The organism is Streptomyces sp. MCA2, from assembly GCF_023544705.1.
GTDB lineage: Bacteria > Actinomycetota > Actinomycetes > Streptomycetales > Streptomycetaceae > Streptomyces > Streptomyces decoyicus.
In genome coordinates, this window is the sequence record NZ_JAMJFM010000002.1 from 42,279 (window position 1) to 67,210 (window position 24,932).

Annotated in this window: 23 protein-coding genes; 14 read left to right on the forward strand and 9 right to left on the reverse strand. The window is 69.9% G+C overall.

The window, feature by feature from the left end; translation table 11 throughout:
- Positions 1 to 84 precede the first annotated feature (84 nt).
- Positions 85 to 1,071, reverse strand: a complete 987-nt coding sequence (locus M8I34_RS02055) for a winged helix-turn-helix domain-containing protein (RefSeq protein ID WP_250047576.1) — start codon at positions 1,069 to 1,071, stop codon at positions 85 to 87.
- Between the two features lie 319 nt (positions 1,072 to 1,390).
- On the opposite strand from M8I34_RS02055, the gene M8I34_RS02060 reads away from it, so the two are divergent.
- The 5 genes from M8I34_RS02060 to M8I34_RS02080 all read left to right on the forward strand — a co-directional run bounded on the left by M8I34_RS02060 (position 1,391) and on the right by M8I34_RS02080 (position 5,923).
- A complete protein-coding gene (locus M8I34_RS02060) occupies positions 1,391 to 2,623 on the forward strand; it encodes an alpha/beta hydrolase (protein ID WP_284049860.1) in 1,233 nt (410 codons plus the stop codon).
- Positions 2,624 to 2,763: 140 nt separating this feature from the next.
- Positions 2,764 to 3,501, forward strand: coding sequence for an HAD family hydrolase (locus M8I34_RS02065; RefSeq protein ID WP_250047578.1), 738 nt, complete (start codon positions 2,764 to 2,766; stop codon positions 3,499 to 3,501).
- 217 nt (positions 3,502 to 3,718) lie between these two features.
- Complete coding sequence (locus M8I34_RS02070) at positions 3,719 to 4,687, forward strand: serine protease (RefSeq protein ID WP_250047579.1); 969 nt, start codon at positions 3,719 to 3,721, stop codon at positions 4,685 to 4,687.
- A gap of 175 nt (positions 4,688 to 4,862) precedes the next feature.
- Positions 4,863 to 5,360 carry a potassium channel family protein gene (locus M8I34_RS02075; protein ID WP_250047580.1) on the forward strand — a complete coding sequence of 166 codons (498 nt, stop codon included), beginning with the start codon at positions 4,863 to 4,865 and terminating at the stop codon, positions 5,358 to 5,360.
- 218 nt (positions 5,361 to 5,578) lie between these two features.
- Positions 5,579 to 5,923 (forward strand): MmcQ/YjbR family DNA-binding protein, encoded by a 345-nt coding sequence (locus tag M8I34_RS02080; RefSeq protein WP_250047581.1) that lies wholly within the window; start codon positions 5,579 to 5,581, stop codon positions 5,921 to 5,923.
- A gap of 78 nt (positions 5,924 to 6,001) precedes the next feature.
- On the opposite strand, the gene M8I34_RS02085 is transcribed toward M8I34_RS02080, so the two are convergent.
- Both M8I34_RS02085 and M8I34_RS02090 read right to left on the reverse strand, forming a co-directional pair.
- Positions 6,002 to 6,160: a hypothetical protein gene (locus M8I34_RS02085; RefSeq protein ID WP_199812690.1), complete on the reverse strand. Its 159-nt coding sequence runs from the start codon at positions 6,158 to 6,160 to the stop codon at positions 6,002 to 6,004.
- Positions 6,161 to 6,676: 516 nt separating this feature from the next.
- Entirely contained in the window at positions 6,677 to 7,330 is a 654-nt protein-coding gene (locus M8I34_RS02090; RefSeq protein WP_250047582.1) for a MerR family transcriptional regulator, read from the reverse strand.
- A 221-nt stretch (positions 7,331 to 7,551) separates the two neighbouring features.
- Between M8I34_RS02090 and M8I34_RS02095 the strand changes: the two genes are divergently transcribed.
- Together M8I34_RS02095 and M8I34_RS02100 are read left to right on the forward strand one after the other, a co-directional pair.
- Positions 7,552 to 8,481: a hypothetical protein gene (locus tag M8I34_RS02095; RefSeq protein ID WP_250047768.1), complete on the forward strand. Its 930-nt coding sequence runs from the start codon at positions 7,552 to 7,554 to the stop codon at positions 8,479 to 8,481.
- Positions 8,478 to 8,981: an ABA4-like family protein gene (locus tag M8I34_RS02100; protein ID WP_250047583.1), complete on the forward strand. Its 504-nt coding sequence runs from the start codon at positions 8,478 to 8,480 to the stop codon at positions 8,979 to 8,981. The genes M8I34_RS02095 and M8I34_RS02100 overlap by 4 nt, the downstream gene beginning before the upstream one ends.
- A 290-nt stretch (positions 8,982 to 9,271) precedes the next feature.
- Here M8I34_RS02100 and M8I34_RS02110 read toward each other — a convergent pair whose 3' ends face one another.
- A complete protein-coding gene (locus tag M8I34_RS02110) occupies positions 9,272 to 10,018 on the reverse strand; it encodes a Clp protease N-terminal domain-containing protein (protein WP_250047584.1) in 747 nt (248 codons plus the stop codon).
- Positions 10,019 to 10,393: 375 nt separating this feature from the next.
- On the opposite strand from M8I34_RS02110, the gene M8I34_RS02115 reads away from it, so the two are divergent.
- Both M8I34_RS02115 and M8I34_RS02120 read left to right on the forward strand, forming a co-directional pair.
- Complete coding sequence (locus M8I34_RS02115) at positions 10,394 to 10,702, forward strand: hypothetical protein (RefSeq protein WP_308371767.1); 309 nt, start codon at positions 10,394 to 10,396, stop codon at positions 10,700 to 10,702.
- 357 nt (positions 10,703 to 11,059) lie between these two features.
- Entirely contained in the window at positions 11,060 to 13,465 is a 2,406-nt protein-coding gene (locus M8I34_RS02120; protein ID WP_250047586.1) for a LuxR C-terminal-related transcriptional regulator, read from the forward strand.
- A gap of 81 nt (positions 13,466 to 13,546) precedes the next feature.
- On the opposite strand, the gene M8I34_RS02125 is transcribed toward M8I34_RS02120, so the two are convergent.
- Both M8I34_RS02125 and M8I34_RS02130 read right to left on the reverse strand, forming a co-directional pair.
- Positions 13,547 to 14,797, reverse strand: coding sequence for a GNAT family N-acetyltransferase (locus M8I34_RS02125; RefSeq protein ID WP_250047587.1), 1,251 nt, complete (start codon positions 14,795 to 14,797; stop codon positions 13,547 to 13,549).
- Positions 14,798 to 14,899: 102 nt separating this feature from the next.
- A complete protein-coding gene (locus M8I34_RS02130; RefSeq protein WP_250047588.1) occupies positions 14,900 to 15,700 on the reverse strand; it encodes a helix-turn-helix transcriptional regulator in 801 nt (266 codons plus the stop codon).
- Positions 15,701 to 15,948: 248 nt separating this feature from the next.
- On the opposite strand from M8I34_RS02130, the gene M8I34_RS02135 reads away from it, so the two are divergent.
- The 3 genes from M8I34_RS02135 to M8I34_RS02145 all read left to right on the forward strand — a co-directional run bounded on the left by M8I34_RS02135 (position 15,949) and on the right by M8I34_RS02145 (position 19,185).
- A complete protein-coding gene (locus tag M8I34_RS02135) occupies positions 15,949 to 16,704 on the forward strand; it encodes an SDR family oxidoreductase (RefSeq protein WP_250047589.1) in 756 nt (251 codons plus the stop codon).
- Between the two features lie 610 nt (positions 16,705 to 17,314).
- Positions 17,315 to 17,920, forward strand: a complete 606-nt coding sequence (locus M8I34_RS02140) for a dioxygenase (protein WP_250047590.1) — start codon at positions 17,315 to 17,317, stop codon at positions 17,918 to 17,920.
- A gap of 74 nt (positions 17,921 to 17,994) precedes the next feature.
- Positions 17,995 to 19,185 carry a hypothetical protein gene (locus M8I34_RS02145; protein ID WP_250047591.1) on the forward strand — a complete coding sequence of 397 codons (1,191 nt, stop codon included), beginning with the start codon at positions 17,995 to 17,997 and terminating at the stop codon, positions 19,183 to 19,185.
- A gap of 86 nt (positions 19,186 to 19,271) precedes the next feature.
- Here the strand turns inward: M8I34_RS02145 and M8I34_RS02150 are convergent, their stop codons facing one another.
- Positions 19,272 to 20,018, reverse strand: a complete 747-nt coding sequence (locus tag M8I34_RS02150) for a hypothetical protein (protein WP_250047592.1) — start codon at positions 20,016 to 20,018, stop codon at positions 19,272 to 19,274.
- 143 nt (positions 20,019 to 20,161) lie between these two features.
- Between M8I34_RS02150 and M8I34_RS02155 the strand changes: the two genes are divergently transcribed.
- Complete coding sequence (locus tag M8I34_RS02155; RefSeq protein ID WP_250047593.1) at positions 20,162 to 21,049, forward strand: LysR family transcriptional regulator; 888 nt, start codon at positions 20,162 to 20,164, stop codon at positions 21,047 to 21,049.
- A 258-nt stretch (positions 21,050 to 21,307) separates the two neighbouring features.
- On the opposite strand, the gene hemC is transcribed toward M8I34_RS02155, so the two are convergent.
- Positions 21,308 to 22,243 (reverse strand): hydroxymethylbilane synthase, encoded by a 936-nt coding sequence (gene hemC, locus M8I34_RS02160; RefSeq protein WP_250047594.1) that lies wholly within the window; start codon positions 22,241 to 22,243, stop codon positions 21,308 to 21,310.
- Positions 22,244 to 22,323: 80 nt separating this feature from the next.
- Here hemC and M8I34_RS02165 point away from each other — a divergent pair, with 80 nt between their 5' ends.
- Positions 22,324 to 22,980 carry a maleylpyruvate isomerase N-terminal domain-containing protein gene (locus tag M8I34_RS02165; protein WP_250047595.1) on the forward strand — a complete coding sequence of 219 codons (657 nt, stop codon included), beginning with the start codon at positions 22,324 to 22,326 and terminating at the stop codon, positions 22,978 to 22,980.
- 182 nt (positions 22,981 to 23,162) lie between these two features.
- On the opposite strand, the gene proP is transcribed toward M8I34_RS02165, so the two are convergent.
- The gene (gene proP, locus M8I34_RS02170; protein ID WP_244416788.1) at positions 23,163 to 24,674 is read right to left on the reverse strand and encodes a glycine betaine/L-proline transporter ProP; all 1,512 of its coding nucleotides are present in this window, start codon (positions 24,672 to 24,674) and stop codon (positions 23,163 to 23,165) included.
- Positions 24,675 to 24,932 lie beyond the last annotated feature (258 nt).

Below are 24,932 nucleotides of genomic sequence, written 5' to 3' on the forward strand. Positions count from 1 at the left end.
TGTGTGATCGAAGCGCGGGGTCCGGAGGACGTCGCCACCACCGCCGGGCACGGCCGGCTACGCCCATGACCTGGCGACATCCGGTCAGCCGTGCGTACCGCACGTTCCGCCCCGGCGCCGCACCAGCAGGCTCCCCAGGGCAGTGCGGCGGTGCAGGACCGCGCGCCCGGCGCGGACCGTGGTGATCAGGCCCGCGCCGCGCAGCGCGGCGGTGTGGGCGGACACGGTGGCATTGCTGACGGCCAGCCGCCGGGCGAGCGCGCTGGTGGTGTGCTCGTCCGCGAGCAGGTGCAAGATCTCGACCCGTGTGCGCCCGAGCACCCCGGCGAGCGCGTCGTCCGTGTCATCCGACTCGGCCGACGGGAGCGGCACCCCCGGACCGGCCGGGTGGGTCACGGTCAGCGGACGGCCGGGCAGGTGGGAGATGAGGGGCCGGCCGGTCCAGTGGAAGGTGGGCAGAAGCAGCACGCCACGACCGCGCAGCTCGATGTCCTGCTCGTACGGTGCGTCGAGCTCCCAGCCGCTCTCGTGCACCCGGGAGCCGGGAACGAGTGCGGCAAGTGCGGCGCCGATGCCGTGCTCCGCCACGGCCAGCGCATGGCGGAGGAACTCCCTCTGGTGGAGGTCCTGCACCAGAGGCCACACGGGCCGCAGTGCCGTATCGAAGGCGGCCCGCTGCGCCCGGACGAGGAGTTGCCAGGCCTCGGCGTCACCGCGGTGCAGGCCACGGATCCACAGCGGAGCCGGGGACGCCTGCCGGGCGTACACGCGCTCCATCTCGGAGCGCACCAGGTCCGGGCGTGTGGCCCGGACGGTGTCCGCTCCCTCCTTCAGCGTGTCGCTGAACACGTCGAGGAAGGCGGGGGCCGCCTCCGCAGGGACCACGTCCCTCAGTGGCAGGACGGCGGGAGGCAGGGACCGGAGCAGGCGTCGTCTCCAGCGGCCGAAGAGCAACTCGTCGTCCGGCCGGCACATTTTCATGAGCGCCACGTTCAGCTCCTGCAAGGGAGCCGGCCGGGGCGCGAAGCGGACCTGGGCGAAGTCGGCGGTCGTGAAATGGATCCGGATCACTACTCTCCCTGGTGGCAGCGCGCCATCGTTCAGGGCAGGGCCTCAACGATGGCCGGCCCTCCCCGCCGGCTGCCAGCATCCAGGTCGTGCCCCCTTCCCTCCACCCAGGGGGCGGCCGGAAGGCACAAGGACTGACGTCACAGCGGAAGAAGCCGCGGCACAAGGGAGAGCCATGTTGCGCAAGAAGGCGGTCGACGACGGGCGGGCGGGCCGAACCTCCGCTGTCGGAAAGGGGGTTGCCTGCACCGCGGGCGGCGGGGAGGTGGCGGCCGTGGCAGACCGACGAACCGTCACCAAGTCAGCGGTACTGGCGGCCGCGATGCTGTTCGCGGGCGCCGGGCGCGCGCAGGCACACCCCGCGCAGGCGCGACCCGCACAAGCACGACCCCAGGAACACCCCGCACAGGCGCAGTCCGGACAGGCGCAACCCGCCGGCGAGGTCACCGTACGGTTGCCGGCACCCACCGGACCGCACCCGACCGGGGTCACCACACTGCACCTGGTGGATCGCTCCAGGCGCGACCCATGGGAGCCGCTCCCCGTTCGGGAAGTGATGGTCACGGTGTTCTATCCGGCCCGCACCGTCCGCGGCTACCCGGTCGCACCGCAGATGACCGAGGGCGCCGCGAAGACTCTCCCGCATGTCGATCCCCTCTTCCACAGGGAGTTGCCGACCCGCGGGGTGAACTGGGCGGCCACCACCACCCATTCCCACATGGGGGCGCCCGCACTGCCCGCGCGACGACCGGTACTGCTGTACAGCCCGGGAGGCGGCGACCCGCGCACCCTGGGCACCGGTCTCGCCGAAGCGCTGGCGAGCCACGGCTACATGGTCGTCACCATCGACCACCCCGGCGATGCCAGTGAGGTCGAGTTCCCGCACCGGATGAAGGGGAGGAAAAAGGTCCGCACCACCGTCCTCAGAGGAGACCCCCGGGCGGATCCGGCACTCTTCCGCCGCCTGATCGACACCCGGATCGCGGACGCCCGCTTCGTGCTGAACCAGCTGGAAGCGCTGGCAGCCGGGCGAAACCCGGACGCGGAGGGACGCCCGCTGCCGCACGGCCTCGGTCGTGCGCTGGATCTGCGGCGGACGGGCGTCTACGGGCACTCGGCCGGCGGCACCACCGCGGCCCAGGCGATGTACGAGGACCGACGCATCGTCGCGGCGGTCAACCTGGAAGGGTTTCTGGACCATCCACCGGAGGCGCCCGGCCGGGAAGGGAAGCTGTACCCGGTCGCCCGGTACGGGGTGGACCGGCCGCTGCTCCTGCTGGGCACGGATGGCTTCCGCTACCAGAAGGAACTGGAACGTTCCTGGTCGGCGATGCTCGCCCATCCGCACGGCCGCACCCGCCGGCGTCAGCTCGACCACGCCACACACGGGGTGTTCACCGACTACGCCACCATCGCCCCCCAGCTGCAATCCGCCGGCCTGATGACCGCCGACAACCGGAACAAGCTGGTCGGCGCCATCGACCCCGCCGTGTCGGTTCCCCTCCTGCGCGGCTACGTGCACTCCTTCTTCGCCCGGCATCTGCCCGCGCACTGACCGAAGTCGGCGGGAAAGCGGAGGGCTGCGCACTTCGCGGTACGGCGGAGGCCTTTGCCGTACGGCTAAAGCCTTCGCCGTACCGCGGCGGTGTGCGCAACCCCACGACCGGAACTGCGACAGTGCGATAGGAAGAACGCATGAGCTTCGTCCCTGTCTGCGGTCCCGAAGGCCCCCTCCGCGTCACAGCCGCCTCGGTAGCACGGCGCCCGGCCGCCGTTCGCGCCGTACTCTTCGACTTCTCCGGCACGCTGTTCCAGATAGGAGCGTACGAGGACAGGATCCGGACAGCACTCGCCGAGCCGGTGGACGACGCGATGATGGACCGTCTGCTGAACGGGCTGGAAGCCAACCTGTCCCACCCTGACGTCGTCGAAGCCCAACGTGCGCGGGACGTCTCCTCGAAGGCCCACCGGCACGCCTTCACCACTTGGTACGCCTCGGTCCCCGAGCTCGCTCCCTGCGCCGAGGCGCTCTACGAACAGCTGCGGGCCCCCGAGCAGTGGCTGCCCTACGCGGACACCGCGTCCACGCTCGCCCGCCTCACCCAAAGCGGCCTCCCCCTGGGAGTGGTGAGCGACGTCGGCTGGGACCTGCGGGCCACCTTCGCCCACCACGGCCTCGACCGGTTCATCTCGGCCTGGGTGCACTCCTACGAGCACCACACGGAGAAGCCCGACCCGTTGCTGTTCCACCACGCCTGCCGGGAGCTGGGCGCGGATCCGTCCGAGACGCTCATGGTGGGGGACCATCCCGCCAAGGACGGCGGCGCGGCAGGGGCGGGCCTGCGTTCCTATGTGCTTCCTGCGGGAGCCGCTCCCGGTTCGCTACGAGGGCTGGACGCGGTACTGCGGCTGGCGGGGCTGCTCTCGGCCTGAACGTGGTCGGGATGCCCGGAGCCATGGCCGACCCCCGGCAGCCACCGGCGGACCCGTCACGGGCATCCCACTGCCCACTCGGCGCCCACCCGCTCCACCACCAGCGGGAATTCCGGCCCGGCCTCTCGCCATCCGCCTCCCCGGCGTAGGACCATGGCTCGCTCGCCTCGCATCTGTCTCCCGTTCCGTACGCCGTGCCCTGGGGAGGACCCGGATCATGAGCAGACCGATTGCTGCACGCGGCCGCTTCACCCTGCTGCTCACCCCTCTGCTTCTCGGACTCGCGCTCACCCTCCCGCCCGGACCACCTGCGCACGCGGCGGCTGCACCGGGCGGCTCCGGCCGCCCGGCCGCGTCGGCCGACTCGTACTGGAGCCCGCAGCGGATGAGGGCAGCGGAACCGGCCGTCGTGACCAGGAGTGCGAAGACGCCGCCCCCGGCAGCGGGACCCACTCCACCGAGCCACCCGTTCGACGGCCTCCCCCAGGTGGGAACCTTCTTCTGGACGGACGGCAGCAGCACCGGCCGGTTCTGCGGCGGGACGGTCGTGCGCAGCCCGCACCGCGACCTCGTGGTCAGTGCCGCACACTGTCTCCGCTCCCCCGACCCGAAACGGCATCTGTCGTTCGTGCCGCAGTATCACGACGGCCTGAAGCCGCACGGGATCTATCCGGTCGACCGCATCTACCTCGACCAGCGGTACTACGACCTCGGAACGAACGCGGGCGCCCGCTGGGACTACGCGGTGGTACGGCTCGCGGCGCGGGAGGACGGAGCCGAGGTGGAGACGGTCACCGGTGGCTTCGACCTCCTGCCGTACCCGGGATATGACCACCGGAAAGTACGGCTCATCGGTTACCCCGGCAACAGCGACACCAGCCACCCCAAGCCCCTGGACTGCGCCTCCGCCACGCACCGGTACACCAGTACCGACCCGGCCGCCCCCGGCGACTTTCTGGAGATCGCCTGCGCGGGCTATATCGGCGGCACCTCCGGCGGGCCCTTTCTGGTACGGGACTTCACCGGTTACGCTCTGATCGGCGTCATCGGCGGCTACCACACCGGGGGCGACTTCCCGGACGTCTCCTACAGCTCGTACTTCACGCGCGACACGCTGGCGCTCTACTTGCACGCCGTGCGCGGCGATACGCCCGCCGGACCGCGCCGGAGTCCGCCGTCGAAGTGAGCGAAAAGTGTCGATGAGTGGACGGCGGATGAATAGACGGTGGAGGAACGCCAGACGCGTCATCGCCCTCCACATATCCGGGCATTGCCTTGGGCCCTGTTAATGTCAGCAATGTCAGCGATGACTAAAAGGCTGCTTGCCCACCAGGCCCGCCCGCAGTGGAAGGTGACGCCCGTTGGTGCCGTCATTTCTCTTGTCCGTACTGAATCGCCTCTTCGGCAATGAATCGTGGCGCCGACTCCATGCACAAGCGGCGCTCTGGGTCACCGTCGTCATGACCGCGGTACTTCTCGGGGGTGCCGCGCTGGTCGTGGTCGCCGAATCCGGCGCGCCACACGCCAATATCACGTCCTACCCGAGGGCATTGTGGTGGTCGATCGAGACCGCTACCACAGTGGGTTACGGGGATTTCTATCCGGTCACCCTGTGGGGCCGCGTCATTGCTTCCTTCTTGATGCTCAGCGCCATTACGGCGTTCGGCGTCATCACGGCGGCCCTCGCCACCTGGTTCGTCGGCCACGCGGAGCAGGACATGATCCGCCTGGGCAAGTCGGTGGGAAACCACGCACGCGAGGACGCGGAGGCGATGCGTTCGGAACTGCGCATGCTGCACGCGCGCTTTGACCATGTCGAGAATCTGATCCGGGACAAAGGTACGCACTCCGCCCCTTGAGCAAGGAGGGCGGCGGCTCTTGGCCGAGCAGGGCCGAGGAGGAAAGGATTGGCGGGCCCTGGACGTGGGCTCCGTACCGTCCGGCGGGGGGCGCCGCGGCCTCCAACGGCGCCATGGCTTCACCGTGCGGGATGCCCGAGGAAGGGCTGGGAGGCCCGAGGAAGCTTGTGTGCGGGGAAGCCTGTCAGCTCATTCCCTGTGTGTCTAAGCTGGTGAGCGTGATCGATTCCGCTGATGTCCGCCGTATCGCCCTTTCCCTCCCCGAGACGGTGGAGAAGGAAGCCTGGGAGATGCCCACGTTCCGGGTCGCCGGAAAGATGTTCATCACGATCCCCGACGATGAGACGTCGTTCGCCGTGAGATGCCCGATACATGAGCGGCAGGAGTTGATCGCCGCGGAACCTAGAAAGTTCTGGGTGCCGCCGCACGAGGCCGGCTCCGCCTGGGTGCGGGTGCGGCTCGCCGAGCTGGAGGACATGGACGAGCTGCGGGACATCCTCGTGGACTCCTGGAAGCAAGCTGCTCCGACACGGCTGGTGGAGGCTTTCCCCCGGACGGAATGAGCCGGCCGGCAATTGCTGCCCGATGCCACTCCCCCGCCGGAATCGCTCACCACGGTCCCGGCGCGACGTCCGCAGATATCAATGCCGGCGGCGCAGGTCACTCCAGTCGAGCGCTTGGGACGCCGTCTGCTGGGAACGCTCGGCGGCCTCGCGGGCTTCGGCGAGGATATCTCCGTGCTCCTCGACGAGCTCTTCATAGATCGGGGTGGGGCTGGAGGTGTGCGTGGAAGTAGTCATGTCAGTGTCCCGTTCCCTTGTGATTCTTGGATTGCGGCTTGGTAGGTTCTCGCCGCCCTGGGAAGTAGGGAGCACCGCAGTGGAATACTCGGTGCACTAAGGGAGGTTGTCCCCACTCGTCCGCCGCTCCCCCGTGCGGCGCTGGACATCGTGTCATGAGCGCGGCGACCACGCAAAGATCACCCCGCGCCTGAGACCGTTGATGAGGGAACGTCCGTTTCGCGTAGGCCTTTCCTGCTCTTGCTCGGTCTCACGTGCCACGTTAGTTCGGACTTGCACTACTGGACTACGGCATCCTGCCCGCTCTCCCTCCCGGCGGAACCCCGAAATCCATTCGCCCGTGATGTGGCGACCTGCACACCGAGCACCCGGACCCCGTGCAGATGAGACTGCTTCGGGAGGGTGAGCTGAATTACCCGAGCGGCAGCAGGTCGCCGAAAACCGATGGATTCCGCCGCCGGCACAGGCAGTTCCGACAGTGAGCCTTTCCCCACTTGTGTCGGGACTTGTGTCGGGTCAGTTCGTCTTCTGCTCCGGCGGCCCCTCCGCGCCGTACAGCTTCGCCGAGGCGTCCACATGGGCCAGCCTGCGCAGCGCGCTGAACACCGCCTCACCCAGTACGGTTCCGATCACCACGCTCTCCACCATGTCCTCGACCGACACCCGCCGGTCCACGTACGCGAGGTCGGCGCGGGCGACCTGCTCGGCCGCGTCGGCGTAGTCGTCGAGCACCTCGACGAACGCTTCGTGCCCCAACCGGGCCATGGAGGCAAGGGCCTTGGACAGATCGGCCGCGGCGGGGTCCGACTCGTGCGTCTGCCAGCCACGCCGGGAGATGAGCTCGGCGACGACGGCATGCGCGGCCGCCGACTCGGGCTCGTCGTGCTCGACACTTGCGTCGCCGAGGCGATCCGCGGCGACACCGAGCACTTTGTGCAGCGGACGCGCCGGATCGTCGATGGCGGTCAGTACGTCCGCGATTTCGGCCACCTTCATGCCGCCCACATCGAGCAGGGCGCGGATGAGCCGCAGCCGGCGCTCGTGCGCCTCGCCGTAGGTCGCTTGATTCGGGCTGGTCAGCTCACCCGGAGGCAGCAGCCCTTCACGGACGTAGTACTTGATCGTCGGCACCGACACTCCGGTGGTTCGGCTCAACTCTCCGATGCGCACTGCCGGTTCACTCCTTGACCTTCGCCCTGTTCACCTCGCCGGCCTTGCCAGCTTCGCCTCCATCATAGATAGTTGGGCTATCAGATAGCAGATAGTGCTGCTATCCATGAGGGGGGTTATCCATGTTTTCGTTACTTCCGTCTTCGCGGTCCGTGCCGTCGTGGTGGTCTTCGGCTCCATGGCGGTCGTGGCATCGGCCGCTGGTGCTGTTCTCGGCGGCAATGGTGGTGATGGCGGCCGTATCAGCCGTGGGGCTCGTCGCCGACGACCGCGTGCTGGTGGGCGCGCCGATCTGGTTCAAGCCGTTCAAGTTCTCGGTCTCCTTCGTGGCGTACTGCCTCTCCCTGGCCTGGATGCTGTCGCTTCTCCCCCGAGGCCGGCGCGTGGGCTGGTGGGCTGGGACGGTCGTCGCGCTGGCCGGCCTCGTCGAGATGGTGATCATCGCCGGGCAGGTGATGCGCGGAAAGCGCAGCCACTTCAACCACGAAACGCCCTTCGACGAAGCGCTGTTCAACGCGATGGCCGTCACGGTCGTCATCTTGTGGCTCGGCACGCTCGCCGTCGCCGTGCTGTTGCTCCGCGCCCGAATCGCCGACCGTGCGTCCGCCTGGGCAATGCGCTCCGGCATCGTCCTGGCGCTGGCCGGGGCTGCCGTCGGCTTCCTGATGACACAGCCCGCGCCGGGGCAGCGGCGTGGCGTCTCCAAGGTGGTCGGCGCGCACAGCGTGGGCGTGCCGGACGGCGGCCCCTCCATGCCGCTGACCGGCTGGTCGACGACCGGCGGAGATCTGCGGATCCCGCACTTCGTCGGCATGCATGCCCTGCAACTCCTGCCGCTGCTGGTCATGGTGTTGACCGCCCTCGCGCCACGCTTCGCCCGCCTTGCCGACCACCGGGTCCGGTTGCGCCTGGTGCTGCTCGCCTCGGGCGTGTACGCCGCCGCCTTCGCTCTGCTCCTCTGGCAGGCGCTGCGGGGTCAGCCGCTGATCCAGCCGGACGGCATGACGCTGGGGGTGGCCGGCCTGATCCTGGTGTCCGTCATTCTCGGGACATACGGATCCCTTCGAGCCCCCACTCCCCTTGCAGGCAAGACAATTACTGAAGACGTCAGCGCCTCGGACGTCCGTGCCTCGAAGGAACTCGCGTCATGACCGAATCCCTCTTCGAGCTCTCCTTCTGGCTGGCCGCACCCGTCTGGCTGCTCATGATCTTCGCCCCCGGCTGGGGCCCGACCGCCCGCATCGCCGGGTCACCGCTGACCGTGGTCCCCGTACTGCTCGTCTATCTCGCGCTCGCCGTCCCGGTGTTCCCCGAACTCTGGACCGCGGTCAGCAGCCCGGACCTCGGCACCTTCCGCGAACTGACGGCACTCGCGGACGGCGCGGGAGCCATCTGGTCGCAGGTCATCGCCTGGGATCTGCTCATCGGGCAGTGGATGTACCGGGAGGCCAGACGGCTCAAGATCCCCGCCCTGCTGATGGGGCCCCTGCTGGTCTTCACCATCCTGCTGTCGCCCTTCGGGCTGCTGGTGTTCCTGGGGCTGCGAGCGGTGAGGGTACGGCGTTCGACGCGCGACGACCTCGCGGTTGCCGCGTCCCGCGGAGCCACGCAGGCCGAGCACGGCCCCGCCTCGCCCGCCACGGACGGCTGATCAGCAGCGCGAGCCCACTTTGGACTCCGGAACGGACAGTGGCTTCAACCTGACGGTATACAGCGGGAGTTGAGCGCAGAGGCGACGGTGTCCAGATATGGAGAGGCTCCTGGTGGGCGGGTGATTATCGAGATCAGCTGTCCAGCCAGGAGCCTCCGCGCGCTCGTCAAGAACTGGCGCCTTCTACGCAAACCCCGATGCGGCACCACCCGCATCACCGCCATCGCCGTCCAAGCGATTCTCGCCCTCCGCCTCGCGTCAGCCTGAGGCAGGAACGGGCTCAGCGCCGCTCAAGGGTTCTTCTGCTCGTGGGCGGCAAGGATGGCGGCGACGGCGCTGCCGATGTGGGCTTCGGAGGTCGCCTTGTCGACACCGAGGCCGGTGAGTACGCCTGCACCGTCCTCAAGTTCCAGCAGCGCGAGCAGTATGTGCTCCGTCCCGACGTAGTTGTGGCCCAAGCGCAGGGCTTCCCGGAAGGTGAGTTCCAGTACCTTCCGCGCAGCGGCATCGAACGGGACGAGTTCGGGCAGTTCGTCGACCGCCGGCGGCAGCACCCTGGCCACTGCCTGGCGCACGGCGTCCAGCGGCACATCCTGCGCGGTGATCGCCCGTGCGGCGAGTCCGTCCGGCTCCCACAGGAGCCCCAGCACCAAGTGCTCGGGCCGGATCTCGTCGTTGCCTGCGGCACGGGCTTCGTTCTGCGCCGACACCACCACGTTTCTCGCCCGGTCGGTGTACCGGCCGAAACCCTGGCTGGGGTCGAGGCCTGACGGTTCGCCGGAAGCCTTGGGAACGAAGCGCTTCTGTGCCGCTTGCCTGGTCACCCCCATGCTCTTGCCGATGTCCGTCCATGACGCGCCCGAGCGCCGCGCCTGATCCACGAAGTGACCGATCAGGTGGTCCGCCACATCGCTGAGGTGAACCGCGGCGATCACCGCGTCGGAGAGTTGTTCCAGTTCATCGGAGTGGACCTTTTTGATGGCTTCGATCAGGTCGTCGAGCCGGACCGAATGGGTCATGCGAAGGGGATTCACCATGGGGGCAACCCTAGGTTGACAGCTAGGGGTCGTCAACCCGGGGTTGACACCCATCTGCCCCGCCACGGCCTCCAGTTGGGCCCCGCGCACGCCACCGTAGCGACATGGCGGGAGCCGACATGGGGTGACATGGGGGGGGTGACATGGCGGGATCCCAAATCGGCGAAGAAGCATGAGGCGCCGCTGCTTCCTCGACGAAGATGAGCCCGGCGACTGCTTGGGCCGTGGCCGGTCAGCTTCCTTCCCGACACATCAGCTGGAGGACTTCTCGTGGGTGAGGCGTTGTACGTAAGGTTTCAGGGGACCCGGCGCAGTCCGAGGGGCCACTTCCCCGGCGTCTTCGGCCTCGCCAACAACCTTGCCCGGCAAGGAACGTTGAGCGACGAGCAGTACCGCCTCTGGCGCGCCGGCAACGACTGGTATGACGCCAACTACACCAACCCGTCGCACATCGACCCCACGATCTACGATCACGACCTCAACCCGGGAGCGGTGGCGTGGTTCAAGGCCACCGCGGTGCATCTCATCGACCGGGTGGAGGACTACTTGGAGATCCTGGCGGTGCATGACGTGAGCTGCGAGCGGGTCGAGTCCACCAACCCCGGGAAGATCATTTATGAGGACAGTGAGCAAGTCGTCGTCGTGCCGTGGGAGAGCGGAAAGCCAGGGGGCCACGAACTCTGACAGCCCAGGCGCATCCGCAGGTTCGGGTGCGCATACGTTCCGCGTCGATCTCGTCGACTGAGACAGCTGCGTGCGGCTGGGCGGATCCCGGACGGTGCCGGAGAGCAACGCTGGTGCGAGTGCCGCGTGTTAGGCAGGATGCCTGGTGTGGCGAAGTCGCAGGGATGTGAAGCATGTGGTGCGCCGCTCCCGACGCCCTCACGGGCGACAAGCGGCGGCAAGGCTCCGGGCGGCCGGCCCGCGCGGTACTGCTCCCGTGCCTGTCGGCAACGCGCGTTCCGGCAGCGCGCGGAGCGGCACGCCCCGGCGCAGGCGGAGCCGGCAGGTCGTGGGCTGCCGCCCTCGCTCGATGCCTTCGTGGGGCGCGAGCGAGAGCTGTCCCGGTTACGTACGCTGCTGAGGTCCTCGCGACTGCTGACGCTGACCGGACCCGGCGGAGTGGGCAAGACACGCCTGGCACTGGAGCTCGCCGGCAGTGTGCGGGGCGCGCGGGCGGGCCGCGCGCAGTGGGTGGCGCTGGATTCACTGCGAGAGGGCGAGCTGCTGCCGCAGGCTCTTGCCGCGGCCCTCGGGGTGCGCGAGCGCGGTGGCCGGGCAGGGGTCGAGGCATTGGTCCATGCGCTGGGCACCCGCACCATGCTGGTCGTGCTGGACAATTGCGAGCATCTGGCCGACGCCTGCGCACAGTTGGCTGCCACGCTGCTCGCCCGTTGCCCCCGACTGCGAATTCTCGCCACCAGCCGGGAGACGCTACGGGTCCCCGGCGAGGTCGTCTTCCGTGTCGCCGAACTGTCGCTGACGCCCACAGGCGAGGACCACGACCTGGCCGGGCTGCTGCGCTCGGAGGCGGTCAGGCTGTTCCTGGAGCGCGCCCGGACGAGCGACGCGACGTTCGAGCTCGGGCGCGGCGAGGCTCGTACCGTGGCCGAGATCTGCCGACGGCTGGACGGGCTGCCCCTGGCCATCGAACTGGCGGCGGGCCGCGCGGGCTCACTCTCGCTGACCGGCATCCTGCACGGCCTGGACGACCAGTTGTCCCTGCTGACCGATGGCAGCAGGACCGGACCGGGCCGGCATCGCGAGTTGGGGGCGGCGATCGACTGGAGCCATCGACTGCTGGATCCGTTGGAGAGAGTGGTGTTCCGGCGGCTGTCGGTGCTCGGGGGCGGCTTCCACGCGGAGGGAGCGGCCGCAGTCTGCGCCGACGGAGAGGGAGGCGGTGACGGGGCCGGGGCCGGGGACAGAGTTCCCCACGACATCGTCGGCCCCCACGACATCGCCCCCCGCACGGACGGCATCGGTCACCCGGACGCCCACCACCTCGTACGTCCCGAACAGGTGTTACGCGTGATCTGCGCGCTGGAGGCGAAGTCCCTGATCGTCCGGGTACGCGGGGACGAGCCGCGGGGCGCGGCGAGGTTCCGGCAGCTGAGTGCCATCCGGGCCTATGGGATGGACCGGCTCGCGGAAGCCGGGGAGTTGCACGACACCTGGAGCCGGGCGCTCGACTGGCTGGCCGGGCAGGCTGCCGGCGCCGCCGCGTCAGGGGCGTTCCCCGACACCGCGGAGGGTCCCCTCATCGAGGAGCAGGAGAACCTCGCGGCGGCCGTCGCCTACGCCGCGTCCCGTGCCGACGGACGGCATGTCCCGCTCGCGTCCGCGCTGGCCCGATTGCAGTACCGGCAGGAGCAGTTGACGTCCGCGCGCGCTCTGTTGTCGGGGGTGCTGGAGCGGGTGCAGGACTGCGAGGACCGGGGCGCGGCGCTGGCGCTGGCCGCGCGGTCGGCCTGTCTTCAGGACGACCATGCCGCGGCCCTCGACCTCGCCCGGGAGGCCGTCGCCGTCGAGCGCGCGGGGCGGCATCCGGCCAGGCTGGCCAATGCCTTGGATGCGCTGGCGGCCGCTCGGCTGTGCCGGGGCGAGTTCGCCGACGCCGTCGCCGTCTTCGCCGAGTGCCTCGCTGTGGTCCGTACGCTCGGCCGTCCGCTGGATCTCGCGCTCTGCCGGCACCATCTGGCCTGGGCGCTGCTCCAGACGGGCAGGACCGAGGAGGCCGAGCGGCTGATGCAGGAGTGCCTGCCCGAGCTGGAAGCGGGCGCCCCGGCAAACCAGTTGACGGCCGCCCTGCACACCGCAGGAGCGATCCGGCTGGCGCAGGGCGACTTGGCAGCCGCCGAGCGGCGGTTCGCCGAGGTGCTGCTCAAGACGCCTGCCGGCGAGAGCTTTCATGCGCTCTATCCGCTGGAAGGGCTGGCCATGGTGGCAGCCGAACGTGGGGAGCTACAGCGGTCGTTACGGCTGTACGCGGCGGCCGCCGCGATACGGCGGCGGATCGACACGGAGCCGGAAGCGCACTGGTGGGGTCAGGTGGAGTCGGTCGTGGCACGGGTCAAGGAGCGGGTTCATCCGTCCGGAGTCAGTGCGGCGATGGCGGCCGGCCGCCGACTGCGCGGCGCGCGGCTGCTCGCGTATGCGCTGCGCGGCACTCAGGTCCGTTCCGTGGTCCACGGCAGCGATCACGACGAGATCCGTGGCCGGGCCGCCACGATCGGCCAACCCCCGCTGACCGGGCGGGAGTCGGCCGTCGCCGAACTCGTCGCCGAGGGCATGACCAATCAACAGATCGCCTCCCATCTGGGCCTCTCCAAGAGCACCGTGGCCGCCCATCTGGACCGGGTGCGGGACAAGTTGGGGGTCAGGTCCCGTACGCAGATCGCCGTCCGGGTCGCGGGACGGCCGGGAGACCCCGAGCCCGGCAACTGAGCCTGGCTCGGGCCGCCGCCCCCGGCCCGGCCGGCTCGTCCGGTCCTCCGAGTGCCGGGAGAGAGCCATGGACGCGGCGGCTCAGTAGGTGGGGAACGCCCAACCTCCCGGGTAGAACGGTTCCCGCTCTCCGCGGAAGGCGCTCGTTGCGCGGGCCAGGGCACCCGGTTGCAGTTCGCTGACTCGGCCGGCGACCGCGAGGGAGGCGAGAGTGGTACCGCCGAGGAAGGCAGCGCCCAACTCGGTTGAGGTCAGCCGGAGATCGGCGGGGTCATGGGTGCGCTCGCAGGAGACCTCGTCGCCGTCGGCCTGAAGCCGGTAGCGCCCGGTGTTCCAGGGGCAGAAGCTGTCTTCCACGTCCAGGACGAGGTCCAGTGGCGTTGCGTAGCGGCGCCCGGCCAGCGCCCGGTCGACGTCGACCAGGCGTACCCACAGCCGGTCCACTTGCGTCGAGCGCACCGCACGGGGATCGGTCAGCAGGTGCGGCAGCGGCTCGTCGACCGCCGCCTCGTACCCGATCCATGGCACGAGGTCGATACCGGCGAGGAAGCGCCACAGCGCGGCGTACGCCTGGTGGCAGGTCGTCTCGAACTCCATGACCTGCACCGCGCTTGCGTTGTTGCCGAGGACGTCGACTGCGCTCCTGATCCTGTAGAGCGCGTACCCGGTGATGTGACCGCCAGGATCCTGGTGCACGGCGAAGCGCAGAGACGTCGCGCCCGCACGCGCCTCAGGTTCGTCGGACAGGCGGCTGTCCCAGGAGCGGTCGGTTCGGTCGGGCCGGCCGACCGCGCCGGTGCGGACCTGGTCGTAGACCTTCTCGATCAACGGACGGGCCTCGTCGCGGCCCAGGAGCCGGATGGTCCCGTCGCCGAATGCGGTCCCGGGCCGGAAGACCATCGAGCGCTTCTCACACTGGAGCTGGGCCCCGCGCGTGGCGGGCCCGTAACCGAAGCGGCCGTAGATGGCGGCTTCGGAGGGGCGGAGCACAGCGATCGGCTCGCCGCCGCACTCATGCAGGTCGGTGAGCTGCTTGCGCATCATCGCGGTGAGGATGCCGCGGCGCCGGTGGGTGGCGGCCACGCCGACCCAGGTGACGCCCGCGACCGGGAGGACGGCGCCGGGGACGGCCAGGCAGCGGGCGTAGGCCGCGGTGCCGCCGACGGGGGTTTCGCCGTCGAACGCACCGATCGTGCGCGCCAGTTCAACAGTGGCTCGATTGTCGGCCAGTTCCTCGTCGGACCGGTCCTCGTTGTAGGTGTTGGCGACCATGCGGGCCCATGGTGCGAACTCGTCATCGGTCACGGGACGCAGCAGATACGGATCAGTCACCGCTTCTGTGTAGCGGACATCGCGCCGCCGCACGATCGAATTAACCGGTCGAGACGCAGACCCGGCGCGGCGCTCTGCGCGGTCGCCGGGAACCAGTCCGCCTCAGCCCACCGATTCCGGTTCGTCGGAGTAGATCACCAGTGTCTGTTCCGGCTGTTCGGCCAGGTGGAATGCGGTATACGCGTAGTCGATCGTGCCGCGTCCCGGGCGTCGCAGCCGTTTCCGTCCGCCGCGCCGGGCCTGTACGTCGTATCGCGGCCACCAGTCACGCACTTCCGGGCTGCCCGCGTTCAGCTCGTCGATCAGCCGGGTGTAGCGGGGGTCGCCGGGGTGGCGTCCGGCCAGCGTGCGCAGCCGGGCGAGCAGGCCGCGCGCCTCGGGCTCCCAGTCGACCAGAACGTCCCGGGCCGCAGGTTCGAGGAACACCCAGCGGGCGAAGTTCGGCGGTCGGTCAGCGGCCGCGGTGAGCTGCGGGAACAGTTCGTCGGCCGCCTGGTTGTAGCTGAGCACGTCATAGTTCCCGCCGATGATGTACGCCGGGTGCGGCTGGATCAGCAGCGGGACGGCCGCCACCTCGGCAGCGAGCGGCTCCTGTTCCTCAGCCTCGGCTGCCGGCGCGTGACCGGCGAGCTGGAAGAGGTGTCCGCGTTCGTAGCGGTCGAGCCGAAGCGCCGAGGCGAGGGCGTCGAGCACCTGGTCCGAGGCGCGGATGTCCCGGCCCTGTTCGAGGTAGGTGTACCAGGTGGCGCTGATCCCGGCGAGCAGTGCGAGTTCCTCGCGGCGGAGTCCCGGCGTCCGGCGGCGACCGGTCTGCGGCAGACCGACCTCGCCGGGAGTGATCCGCTCTCTGCGGCTGCGCAGGAAAGCACTCAGCTCACGGCGTTGATCCGGCTGTTTCGGCATGGTGGATGGCACCTCTGGTTCCAGAATAAACGCGCTCTGTATACCAGGCTAAAGCCGGCGCAGACTGGTGTCTGAGTGGGGGTCGCAGCCCTCACCGAGAGCCGGTGGACGGCTCATCCCGGTGGACTCATCCCGGCGTCCGGAGCGCCTGGCGCACGGACGGGTTCCGGCGCTTGCGCGGATCCCGGTAACGACCGGCCCCGGTAACGGCCCGAACCCGCGGTAACGAGAGAGAAGAGGAAGTCATCATGTCGGAAACAGGCATCAGGTCGGGGATCGACGGCAAGGTCGTGGCGATCACGGGGGCCAGCAGTGGCATCGGCGAGGCGACCGCTCTGCTGCTCGCCGAGCGAGGCGCGCGGCTCGTTTTGGGTGCACGGCGGTCCGAGCGGCTCGCGGATCTGGTGGCCCGGATCGAGAAGGCGGGTGGCTCGGCCGTGCAGACGCGCACGGACGTGACCCGGCGGGACGACCTGCACGCCCTGGTCGCGCTGGCCGGTGAGCGATTCGGCCGGCTCGACGTGCTGATCAGCAATGCCGGGGTCGGTACGATCTCGCCGCTCGACGATCTGCGCGTCGACGAGTGGGACCGGATGGTCGACGTCAACGTCAAGGGTGTGCTGCACGGGATCGGCGCCGCGCTACCGGTCTTCCGGGCGCAGGGCGCCGGACACTTCATCACCACTGCGTCCACGGCCGCGTTCCGCATCGTGCCGAACATGGCGGTCTACGCCGGTACGAAGTTCGCGGTGCGCGCCCTGTGCGAAGGCCTGCGCCAGGAGGCCGGCGACTCCCTGCGGGTGACCACCGTCTCGCCCGGCATAGTGGGCACCGACTTCGCCGATGCATCGACGAATCCGCAGGTCAGAGCGCAGATCACAGAGACCCGGGACCGGATCGCTATTCCGCCTGAGGCGATCGCCCGGGCCATCGCGTTCGCGATCGAGCAGCCGGCCACGGTCGATGTGAACGAGATCGTCGTCCGGCCCACCGCCCAGGGCTGACACTCCTCGCCTGTGAGCGGTTCCGAGGCCCGGACCGTTGCGGGGAATGAATCCGCTACGGCGGGACTCCCCCACCGGCCCGGCCATGACGACGGCCCTGGCCGTGGCCATGGCCCTGCCCCTGACCCTGCCCCCCGTCCGAGGTTTCGTCACGCGCGCAACTCACCGGTCATCCGACCGATGTGGGGACTGGCGCGGCACCGGAGGCTGAACCGGAGAGCGCACCTCACGTGGGGCGGCCGTACCGCGGTCCTCCGCCATCCCCTTGAGGGCCGTCCGGCACAGGGACGTCCGTCAGGAGGGGGTGTGGGCGTCACAGGCATGACTGTCACCAGGACACCGCCGAGGACAGTCATCGTCAGCCGTTCGTCACGTCATCATCGCTGACCCGGCCGTCAAGGACGACCCACACCCGTGGGGTGCCCCGTCAACGAGTTCCTTCCGGCAAGGAGATGCGATGCGGTACGCCGACGATACGAGCCCGGGGGCTGCGACCGGCCCGCAGCCCCCGTCACGGGCAGGCAGCGAGCAGGGAAGTTCGAGGAGGTCCTTCATCCGATCCACTTCCGTCGGCGTGACTTCGGTCGCGCTGGGGGCGGGCGTGGCTTCCGTGGCAGGCCCTGCGGCCGAGGCCGCGGAGACGGGCCGGCCCTCGTCGCCACGCCGAGCGGCGCTCCCCCTCGCCGTCACCCCGGCCTGCTCGGGCCAGGAAACCCCGGCGTCCATCGAGGGCCCGCTGTTCAAGCCCAACTCCCCCGCACGCGGCGATCTGATCACGCCGGCGACTCGCGGAGTACGGCTCGACCTCAGCGGAGTCGTGTACGACACCGCCTGCACACCGCTGCCCGAAACACTCATCGAGTTCTGGCAGTGCGATCAGAACGGCGACTACGACACTTCGGGGTTCTCGCTCCGCGGGCATCAGTACACGGACAGCAGGGGCGGCTATCGGCTTCAGACGATCATTCCCCGGGACTACTGGGGCCGTTGGGGCCAACGGGCACCGCATATCCACACGCAGGTGCAGGCGTCGGGCGGTCCCGTGCTCGTCACCCAGCTGTACTTCCCCGACGACACTCAGGCGTACGGCAGGGACTTCGCCGCCCTCAACGCCGCCGACCGGCTGCTCAACCGCGCCTGCGCCATCGGCCTCACCGGCCCGAAGGACGGCGGCTACACCGGCACCTTCGACTTCGTGATCACTACCAAGGTCTGAACAGCCGGCGGTCGAGCGCTCCCCAGTCGCCGCCGCCGCTCGGATCCGAGCCCCCCCGACAAGAGGAAGTCCGTATGCCCTCGAGTACCTCCCTGCCCCGGCGGCGTCCCGGCCGGGTGCCGCTGCTGGCGGCACTGGCCGCCACCGTGGTCACCGGAACGCTGGTGCTGACCGGCCTCAACGGTGAACCGGCCGCATCCGCGGCAACGACAAGTGCTGCCTCGTCCCACACCGCCCCCGACTCGTCCCCCGCATCCTCCGGGTCACGCGCCGACCGGTGGCAGACGACGCCGGTGCCCGTGGTGAAGGGCGATCTCACCGCGATAGCGGCGCTGAGTGATCAACAGGCCTGGGCGGTGGGCTACCGGCTGAAGAGTGCCACCGCTATCGAGGCCGTCGCGCTGCGCTGGAACGGTACGTCCTGGGCCCAGGAGTCCACCCTGCCGGAGAACAGCTTTCCGCAGGCCCTGGCCGTCCGGACGGCTTCCGATATCTGGGCGGTGGGCAGCGCGTCGGTGCACTGGGACGGCACCAACTGGACCACCCACCAACTGGACCGCGACCCGGGCGGCCGGGTCGTTCCCGACGCCGTGACGACGACGTCCGACGGGAAGGCCTGGACGGTGGGCCGGGCGATGAACCGGTCGGTCAAGGACGGAGTCCCGGCCATCCAGTCATGGGACGGCAAGAGCTGGCACCGGCAGACCCTGCCCGATGTCGGCAAGGGCGAACTCAGCAGCGTCACCGCCCTCGCTCCGGACGATATCTGGGCGGCCGGCACCGCGTACGCCGCCGACGCGAAGTCACCGCAGACGGCACTGCTGCTGCACTGGGACGGCACCAGCTGGAAGCATGTCACCGTGCCCGGCCCCGAGGACTCCCACACCTGGCTCGGCGGCATCACCGCGTTCGCCGCCGACGACATCTGGGCGGTCGGCGGCAGCACGTCCGGCAGCGCGGAACGTCCCTTCGCCGCGCACTGGAACGGCACGGCCTGGACCACGGCCACGACGCCGAACGTGCCCGACGGGCGGCTGCGCGCCGTCGGCAAGGCGGCAAACGGCGAACTCTGGGCCGTCGGCGGTAAGGGCGCCGCTCCGGTGGCCCTGCGGTGGGACGGGCGGAACAACCGGTGGGACACGGCTTCCGCCCCGGACATCGTCGTACGGAGCTTCACCACGGTGCCCAAGAGCGCCGATCTCTGGGCCGCGGGTATCGCCGAACACGGAGACCTCGTGCCGACGATCACCCGGCTGAAGGGCTGAGCCCAGGGCCACCGCCGGGAGGGGGCGGGGGAGTTCGTTCCCTCCCGGCGGCCGGCCCCGGTCCCTCAGGCCCGATCCGACCACACCTAACTGAGCGTCGGCCGAGCAGACCGCCGGGCGGCCCGCTCGGCTGCCGCAAAGGCCCATGCCCGGATGACCGGATGGGGCCGCCTGCCGTCGCCGGCGAGTTCCGGCTGGAACAGGGTGGCGAGGAAGAAGGGGTGGTCCGGCAGCTCGGCGATGCGTACGTCGCCCGCCTCGTCGACGCCGCTGAAGCGCATTCCGTGCGTACGCAACAGGTCCGGACACGCCGGGTCGGCGCCGTACGCACAGTGGTAACGCTCAACGGTCCGCTCGGCCCCGAGCACGCGCTCCGCCAGCGATCCGGGGCTCACCTCGACCGCGCCTTCATGGCCGACGAGGGAGCAGGCCAGCGGGACGATCACCAGGTCCTCCGCTTCGGGCCGGTTCTCCGCATGGGCCGCACCGGAGCGCCCGCATACGTTGCGGGCGAACTCCAGCAGCGCATGCTGGAATCCGGCACAGGTACCCAGAAACGGAATCCCCTGCTCGCGGGCCGTGCGGACGGCCGCGAGGGCCCCTTCCTCACTGCGGTACGGGCTCCCCGGTACCAGCCAGACGGCGTCGAACCCGTCGAGCGCACCAGGGGATTCCGCGTCCGGGGTCGGGATCCAGTACGCGTCCAGGATCAGCTGATCGCGCCGGGCGAGCGCTTCGAGGAGGCCGGGAATCCTGGTGTGGGAGCGGACGCTGGGCGAGCGGTCACCCACGAGGGCAATACGGGCCGTCGGAAACTTCTGCGGTTCGGGCATACGGGCATCCTGACCCGGCAACCGAGTTCAGCACCAACGATGATCCATGACCCTCCCATTAGCGATACTGATGACAGGGGCCGGGCCGAAGCAGGCGGCGGTGGCTCGATACCGGTAAAGCCATCAGGACTTGAGGGCAGGGCATGGATCCGCATCTTCTCCGTACGTTCGTTGCGGTGGCCGGCCACGGATCGTTCTCCGCGGCGGCCCGCGAGCTCGGCTATACGCAGTCGGCGGTCTCCCAGCACATTGCCGCGCTCGAAAGGGACCTCGGAGCGGCCCTGCTGCAACGGCGGCCGGTGGCCCCGACCGGCGTCGGCGTCCGGCTCCTCGAACACGCCAGGCCCCTGCTGCTCCGATGGGACGCCGCCCGCGCGGACATGGCCCGGCTGACCACGGCGCCCGCCACCCGGATCGTCCTCGGCGTCGCACCGCTGGCCATGACGGCCTGGCTCAGCAGCACGCTCGCCGATCTACGCGGAGCACAGCCCGGCCTGGACGTGACGGTGCGCGTCCTCGGCCGCGAGGCCCTCACCCGCGACGTCGCGACCGCGGCCGTGGACCTCGGCCTGGTCGACGGGATGGCCGCCCCCGCCGATCCGCTCCAGCTGCCCGATACCGGTCCCCTCACGACGACGGCCCTCGCCGAACAGCCACTTGCCGTGGCGCTGCCCGCAGGGCATCGGCTGGCCGACCGGGCCGGTCTCCGCCTGGCCGACCTCGCCGACGCCCAGTGGATCGAGGCACCCGACACCGCGATTCCGCTCGCACAACTACGGACCGCGAGCGGATCCGACGGCTACCGCACGTCTCTGCGCTACGAAGGCACCGATGTCCGCGGACTCACCGCACTCATCGCCGCGGGACACGGCCTCGCCCTGCTCCCCCAGCGGGAGTTCGACGATCTGCCCGGCATCCGAGCGGTTCCCGTCCGCACACCACGTCTGGTCCACCGCATCGAGGCACTGCACCACGAGATGCCGGACGGACCGACGGCTCGGCTCGCCGCTGCCCTCGTGGCGGCTTCCTGATGGTCGGCCGGTCCCGCGGGGACGGTGGGCCAGGTGCGTGAGGGAGGCCGGCCTGGCGCGCGAGGGAGGCAGGACGGCATCGGCGCGGGAGGGGACTGGGCACATGCCGGCAGCTGCCCGGGCTCTCGCAGCCGATGCCGGGCCGAAACACAGAGCCGGGGTCCGGAGAGCCCGGAGCCCGGAGCCCGGAGAGAGCCCGGAGCCCGGAGAGCCGGTGCCGGCTACCGACCGGGGAACCAGCACTCCGGGAAACGGACTTCAGTGCGCGATGCCGTCGATCAGCTCGCGGGCGCCCTGGCGCAGCAGGGCGACGGCCACGGACGTGCCGAGCGTCTCCGGGGTGAGCGGCCCGGCCCATTCGTGGGCGTTGAGGACCGTCTTGCCGTCCGGGGTGAAGACGCAGGCCCGCAGGGACAGTTCGCCGCGGCGGTCGGTCCTGGCGTAGCCGGCGATCGGGCTGTTGCAGTGGCCCTGGAGAACGTGCAGCAGCATGCGTTCGGCGGTGGTCTCCTGGAACGTCTGGGGGTGACCCAGCCCGCTGACCACGTCGATGGTGTCGGTGTCGTCCTCGCGGCACTGGAGAGCCAGCACGCCCGCGCCGATCGGCGGGCACATCTCGTCCACGGACAGGATCTGGGTGATCACATCAGTACGGCCGATGCGCTCCAGCCCCGAGACGGCCAGCAGCAGCGCATCCGCCTCACCGGCCGCGAGCTTCTCCATCCGGCGGTTGGCGTTGCCGCGCATCGGCACGCACTGAAGGTGCGGGTGGGAGGCGGCGAGCTGCGCGATCCGGCGGACCGACGAGGTGCCGATCCGGGTGCCTTCGGGGAGTTCGTCGAGGGTGAGCCCGCCAGGGTGGATCAGCGCGTCCCGGACGTCATCGCGTTCGAGGAAGGCGGCGAAGGTGGTGCCGGCCGGCAGCGGGCGGTCACCCGGGATGTCCTTGACACAGTGCACCGCGAGGTCCGCCTCACCGGCCAGGAGGGCGGCATCCACCTCCTTGGTGAACGCCCCCTTCCCCTCGACCTGGGAGAGAGCGCCCATCCAGCGGTCGCCGGTCGTCTTGACCGGGACGACCTCGGTGGCGATGCCGGGGTGGAGGGCGCCGAGCTCGGCGCGGACCCGCTCCACCTGGGCCAGGGCCATCGGCGAGTCGCGGGAGACGATACGGATCAGTTCAGGGGCGGACATGCGCCCACGATAGACCGTCAGATCGGTGCTACGGCCACCAGCAGGCCCCGAGTCCACCGGCACTCCGGTACGGTCCCAGCATGTCCCGATCAACCGAAACCGAACTCCCGCCGTCCGCCGTAGCCGCGGACGATCTGGACCGCGCCGTACAGCTCGCGGTGACCGTATTGCGCGAGGCGCCCCCGACGGCATGGGACGGCAAGGCGGGCTCACTGGAGTGGGACTGCTGGGAGACCGTCGAGCACCTCAGTGACGACCTCTTCGCCTACGCCGTCCAACTGGGCCCGAGGAAGCCGCCGTTGGAGGGCAATGTGCCCTTCGTCTGGGAGAGCCGACGCCCCGGCGGCCCCGCCAATGCCGTGCACGCCGACCGTGCGGCGGGTCCTGCCGGCCTGCTCCAGGTGCTGGAGGCGAGCGGCGCGCTGCTGGTGGCCATGGTCCGTACGATGCCGCCGCAGGTGCGCGCCCATCATGTGTTCGGGGTGTCGGATCCCGAGGGCTTCGCCGCGATGGGCACCGTGGAGACCCTGGTGCACACGCACGATCTGGCGGAGGGGCTAGGGCTCGCCTGGAATCCGCCCGCCGATCTGTGCACACGGGTACTCGCCCGGCTGTTTCCGGACGTGACGGAGGCGGCCGACCCCTGGCGCACCCTGCTGTGGGCCACCGGACGCGCGGAACTGCCGGGGCGCCCTCACCGCACCACGTGGCGCTGGTACGGCGAGGTCCGGGGATAAGGCCGGGCGGCGACGGTTCGGTTCCGGACGAAGGGTCAGTCCCGGGCGAAGGATCGGTCCCTGACGGACATCAGTCCTGGGCGAGGACCGGTCCCTGGCGAAGGATCAGTCCGGGGCAGTTGCGCCGGCCGGGTGAGCGTCGGGCCTGGCCGCGCCGTTGAGCCCGCTGCCCGTCGGCATGCTCAGTGCCGCGCCCATGGGTGCCGCAGCCGCAGCCAGAGGTCCCTGGCCCGCCGCCCGGCTTCGGTACGGCTCTTGGCCACCAGCTCTTGGGCCTGCTCCTCGCTCTCCACCATCGGGCCGGAGCCGCGCAGCGGCTTTCCCGCCGTCTCGTGCAGGAAGAAGGTGGCGATGAGCCCGATGACACCGGCGACCATGAGGTAGTAGGCGGGAACCAACTGGTCGCCGGTCGCCTGCACCAGCGCGGAGGCGATGAGCGGTGTCGTACCGCCGAAGAGCGAGACCGAGATGTTGAAGGCGATCGACAGCGCGCCGTAGCGCAGCCGGGTCGGGAACAGTGCGGGCAGTGTCGAGGCGGACGTACCCGCGAAGCACACCAGCAAGAGCCCGAGGATCAGGCATCCGAAGGCCGGCAGCAGGATGCCGCCGCCGCGGATGAGGAGCACGGCGGGCACGGCAAGGACGATCATGGCGGCGCTGCCCGCCATGAACACGGGCCGGCGGCCCCACCGGTCGGAGGTGCGGCCCACGGTGGTGATGGTGAGCACTACAACGATCATGGTGCCGAGCACGAGCAGCTGGGCGGTGAGGGCGTTCTGCCCGAGCGTCTCGGTCATGAACGTCGGCAGGTACGAGGTCACCATGTAGTTGGTGACGTTGTAGAGCAGCACCAGCCCCATACAGATCAGCACGGCCTCCCAGTGCTGGGTGAAGATCTCCTTCAGCCGCCCCTTACCGGACTGGCGGGCCTCCTCCACCGGGTCCTCGCCGCCCGTGGCACGGGTCTCCTCCGCGTCGTGGTGTGCCTGTTCGGCCTCCCGCTGGAAGGCCGGGGTCTCCTCCAGCCGCAGCCGCATGTACAGACCGATCAGCCCCAAGGGTCCGGCGACGAGGAACGGCAGCCGCCAGCCCCAGGCCACCAAGCCGTCGTCGCCGAGCACGCCCGTGAGCAGGGTCACCAGACCGGAGCCGAGCGCGTAACCGACGAAAGTGCCGAAGTCGAGCCAGCTGCCGAGGAATCCGCGACGGGTATCGGGGGCGTATTCGGCAATGTAGGTGGTGGCTCCCGCGTATTCCCCGCCGGTGGAGAACCCCTGGACCAGACGGCAGATCAGCAGCAGAATCGGCGCGGCGAAGCCGATGGTGTTGTAGGTGGGCAGGAATCCGACGGCGAAGGTGCTGATCGCCATCATGATCATGGTGGCGGCGAGTACGCGTTTACGGCCGATACGGTCGCCGAGCGGGCCGAATACCAGGCCGCCGAGCGGCCGGACGAGAAACGCCGCGGCAAATGTGGCGAACGTCGAGACCACCTGGGCCCCGGGGGAACTCGACGGGAAGAAGACCTTTCCCAAGGTGCCGGCCAGATAGGCATAGACCCCGAAGTCGAACCACTCCATGGTGTTGCCCAGTGCCGCCGCCGACACCGCCTTGCGTACGGCGGGCCGGTCGGTGACCGTCACATCCTCGGCACTCAGCGGCCGTTTGCGGCGGCGCAGCAGAATGCGGAGCATGCGGTCGGTGGCGGGAGTGCCTCCGCGGGCCGGCTTCCGGCCCCGGCGCGGATTCGACGGTCCTTGGCGTCCAGCGCTCATGTCATCCCGTCAACAGGCCGGAATCGGGTGCCTCATGAATGCCTCTCGGCAGATCAGCGGCGCGCCAATGGTTTCATTGACGGTTCATTATTCCCCTGGTATCCGTATCGGCAGAATGCCACGGCACCGCGTGTCGCACCGGCTGACAGCCTGTCGGCTTCATGGGGTGGGAGAGGC

Bases quoted from the DNA above. Each gene is read 5' to 3' on its own strand.
- M8I34_RS02060 (WP_284049860.1), top strand. From the start codon at position 1,391: ATGCTGTTCGCGGGCGCCGGGCGCGCGCAGGCACACCCCGCGCAGGCG.
- M8I34_RS02065 (WP_250047578.1), top strand. From the start codon at position 2,764: ATGAGCTTCGTCCCTGTCTGCGGTCCCGAAGGCCCCCTCCGCGTCACA.
- M8I34_RS02070 (WP_250047579.1), top strand. From the start codon at position 3,719: ATGAGCAGACCGATTGCTGCACGCGGCCGCTTCACCCTGCTGCTCACC.
- M8I34_RS02085 (WP_199812690.1), bottom strand. From the start codon at position 6,160: ATGACTACTTCCACGCACACCTCCAGCCCCACCCCGATCTATGAAGAG.
- M8I34_RS02095 (WP_250047768.1), top strand. From the start codon at position 7,552: ATGGTGGTGATGGCGGCCGTATCAGCCGTGGGGCTCGTCGCCGACGAC.
- M8I34_RS02100 (WP_250047583.1), top strand. From the start codon at position 8,478: ATGACCGAATCCCTCTTCGAGCTCTCCTTCTGGCTGGCCGCACCCGTC.
- M8I34_RS02110 (WP_250047584.1), bottom strand. From the start codon at position 10,018: ATGGTGAATCCCCTTCGCATGACCCATTCGGTCCGGCTCGACGACCTG.
- M8I34_RS02130 (WP_250047588.1), bottom strand. From the start codon at position 15,700: ATGCCGAAACAGCCGGATCAACGCCGTGAGCTGAGTGCTTTCCTGCGC.
- M8I34_RS02135 (WP_250047589.1), top strand. From the start codon at position 15,949: ATGTCGGAAACAGGCATCAGGTCGGGGATCGACGGCAAGGTCGTGGCG.
- M8I34_RS02145 (WP_250047591.1), top strand. From the start codon at position 17,995: ATGCCCTCGAGTACCTCCCTGCCCCGGCGGCGTCCCGGCCGGGTGCCG.
- M8I34_RS02150 (WP_250047592.1), bottom strand. From the start codon at position 20,018: ATGCCCGAACCGCAGAAGTTTCCGACGGCCCGTATTGCCCTCGTGGGT.
- M8I34_RS02155 (WP_250047593.1), top strand. From the start codon at position 20,162: ATGGATCCGCATCTTCTCCGTACGTTCGTTGCGGTGGCCGGCCACGGA.
- hemC (WP_250047594.1), bottom strand. From the start codon at position 22,243: ATGTCCGCCCCTGAACTGATCCGTATCGTCTCCCGCGACTCGCCGATG.
- M8I34_RS02165 (WP_250047595.1), top strand. From the start codon at position 22,324: ATGTCCCGATCAACCGAAACCGAACTCCCGCCGTCCGCCGTAGCCGCG.
- proP (WP_244416788.1), bottom strand. From the start codon at position 24,674: ATGCTCCGCATTCTGCTGCGCCGCCGCAAACGGCCGCTGAGTGCCGAG.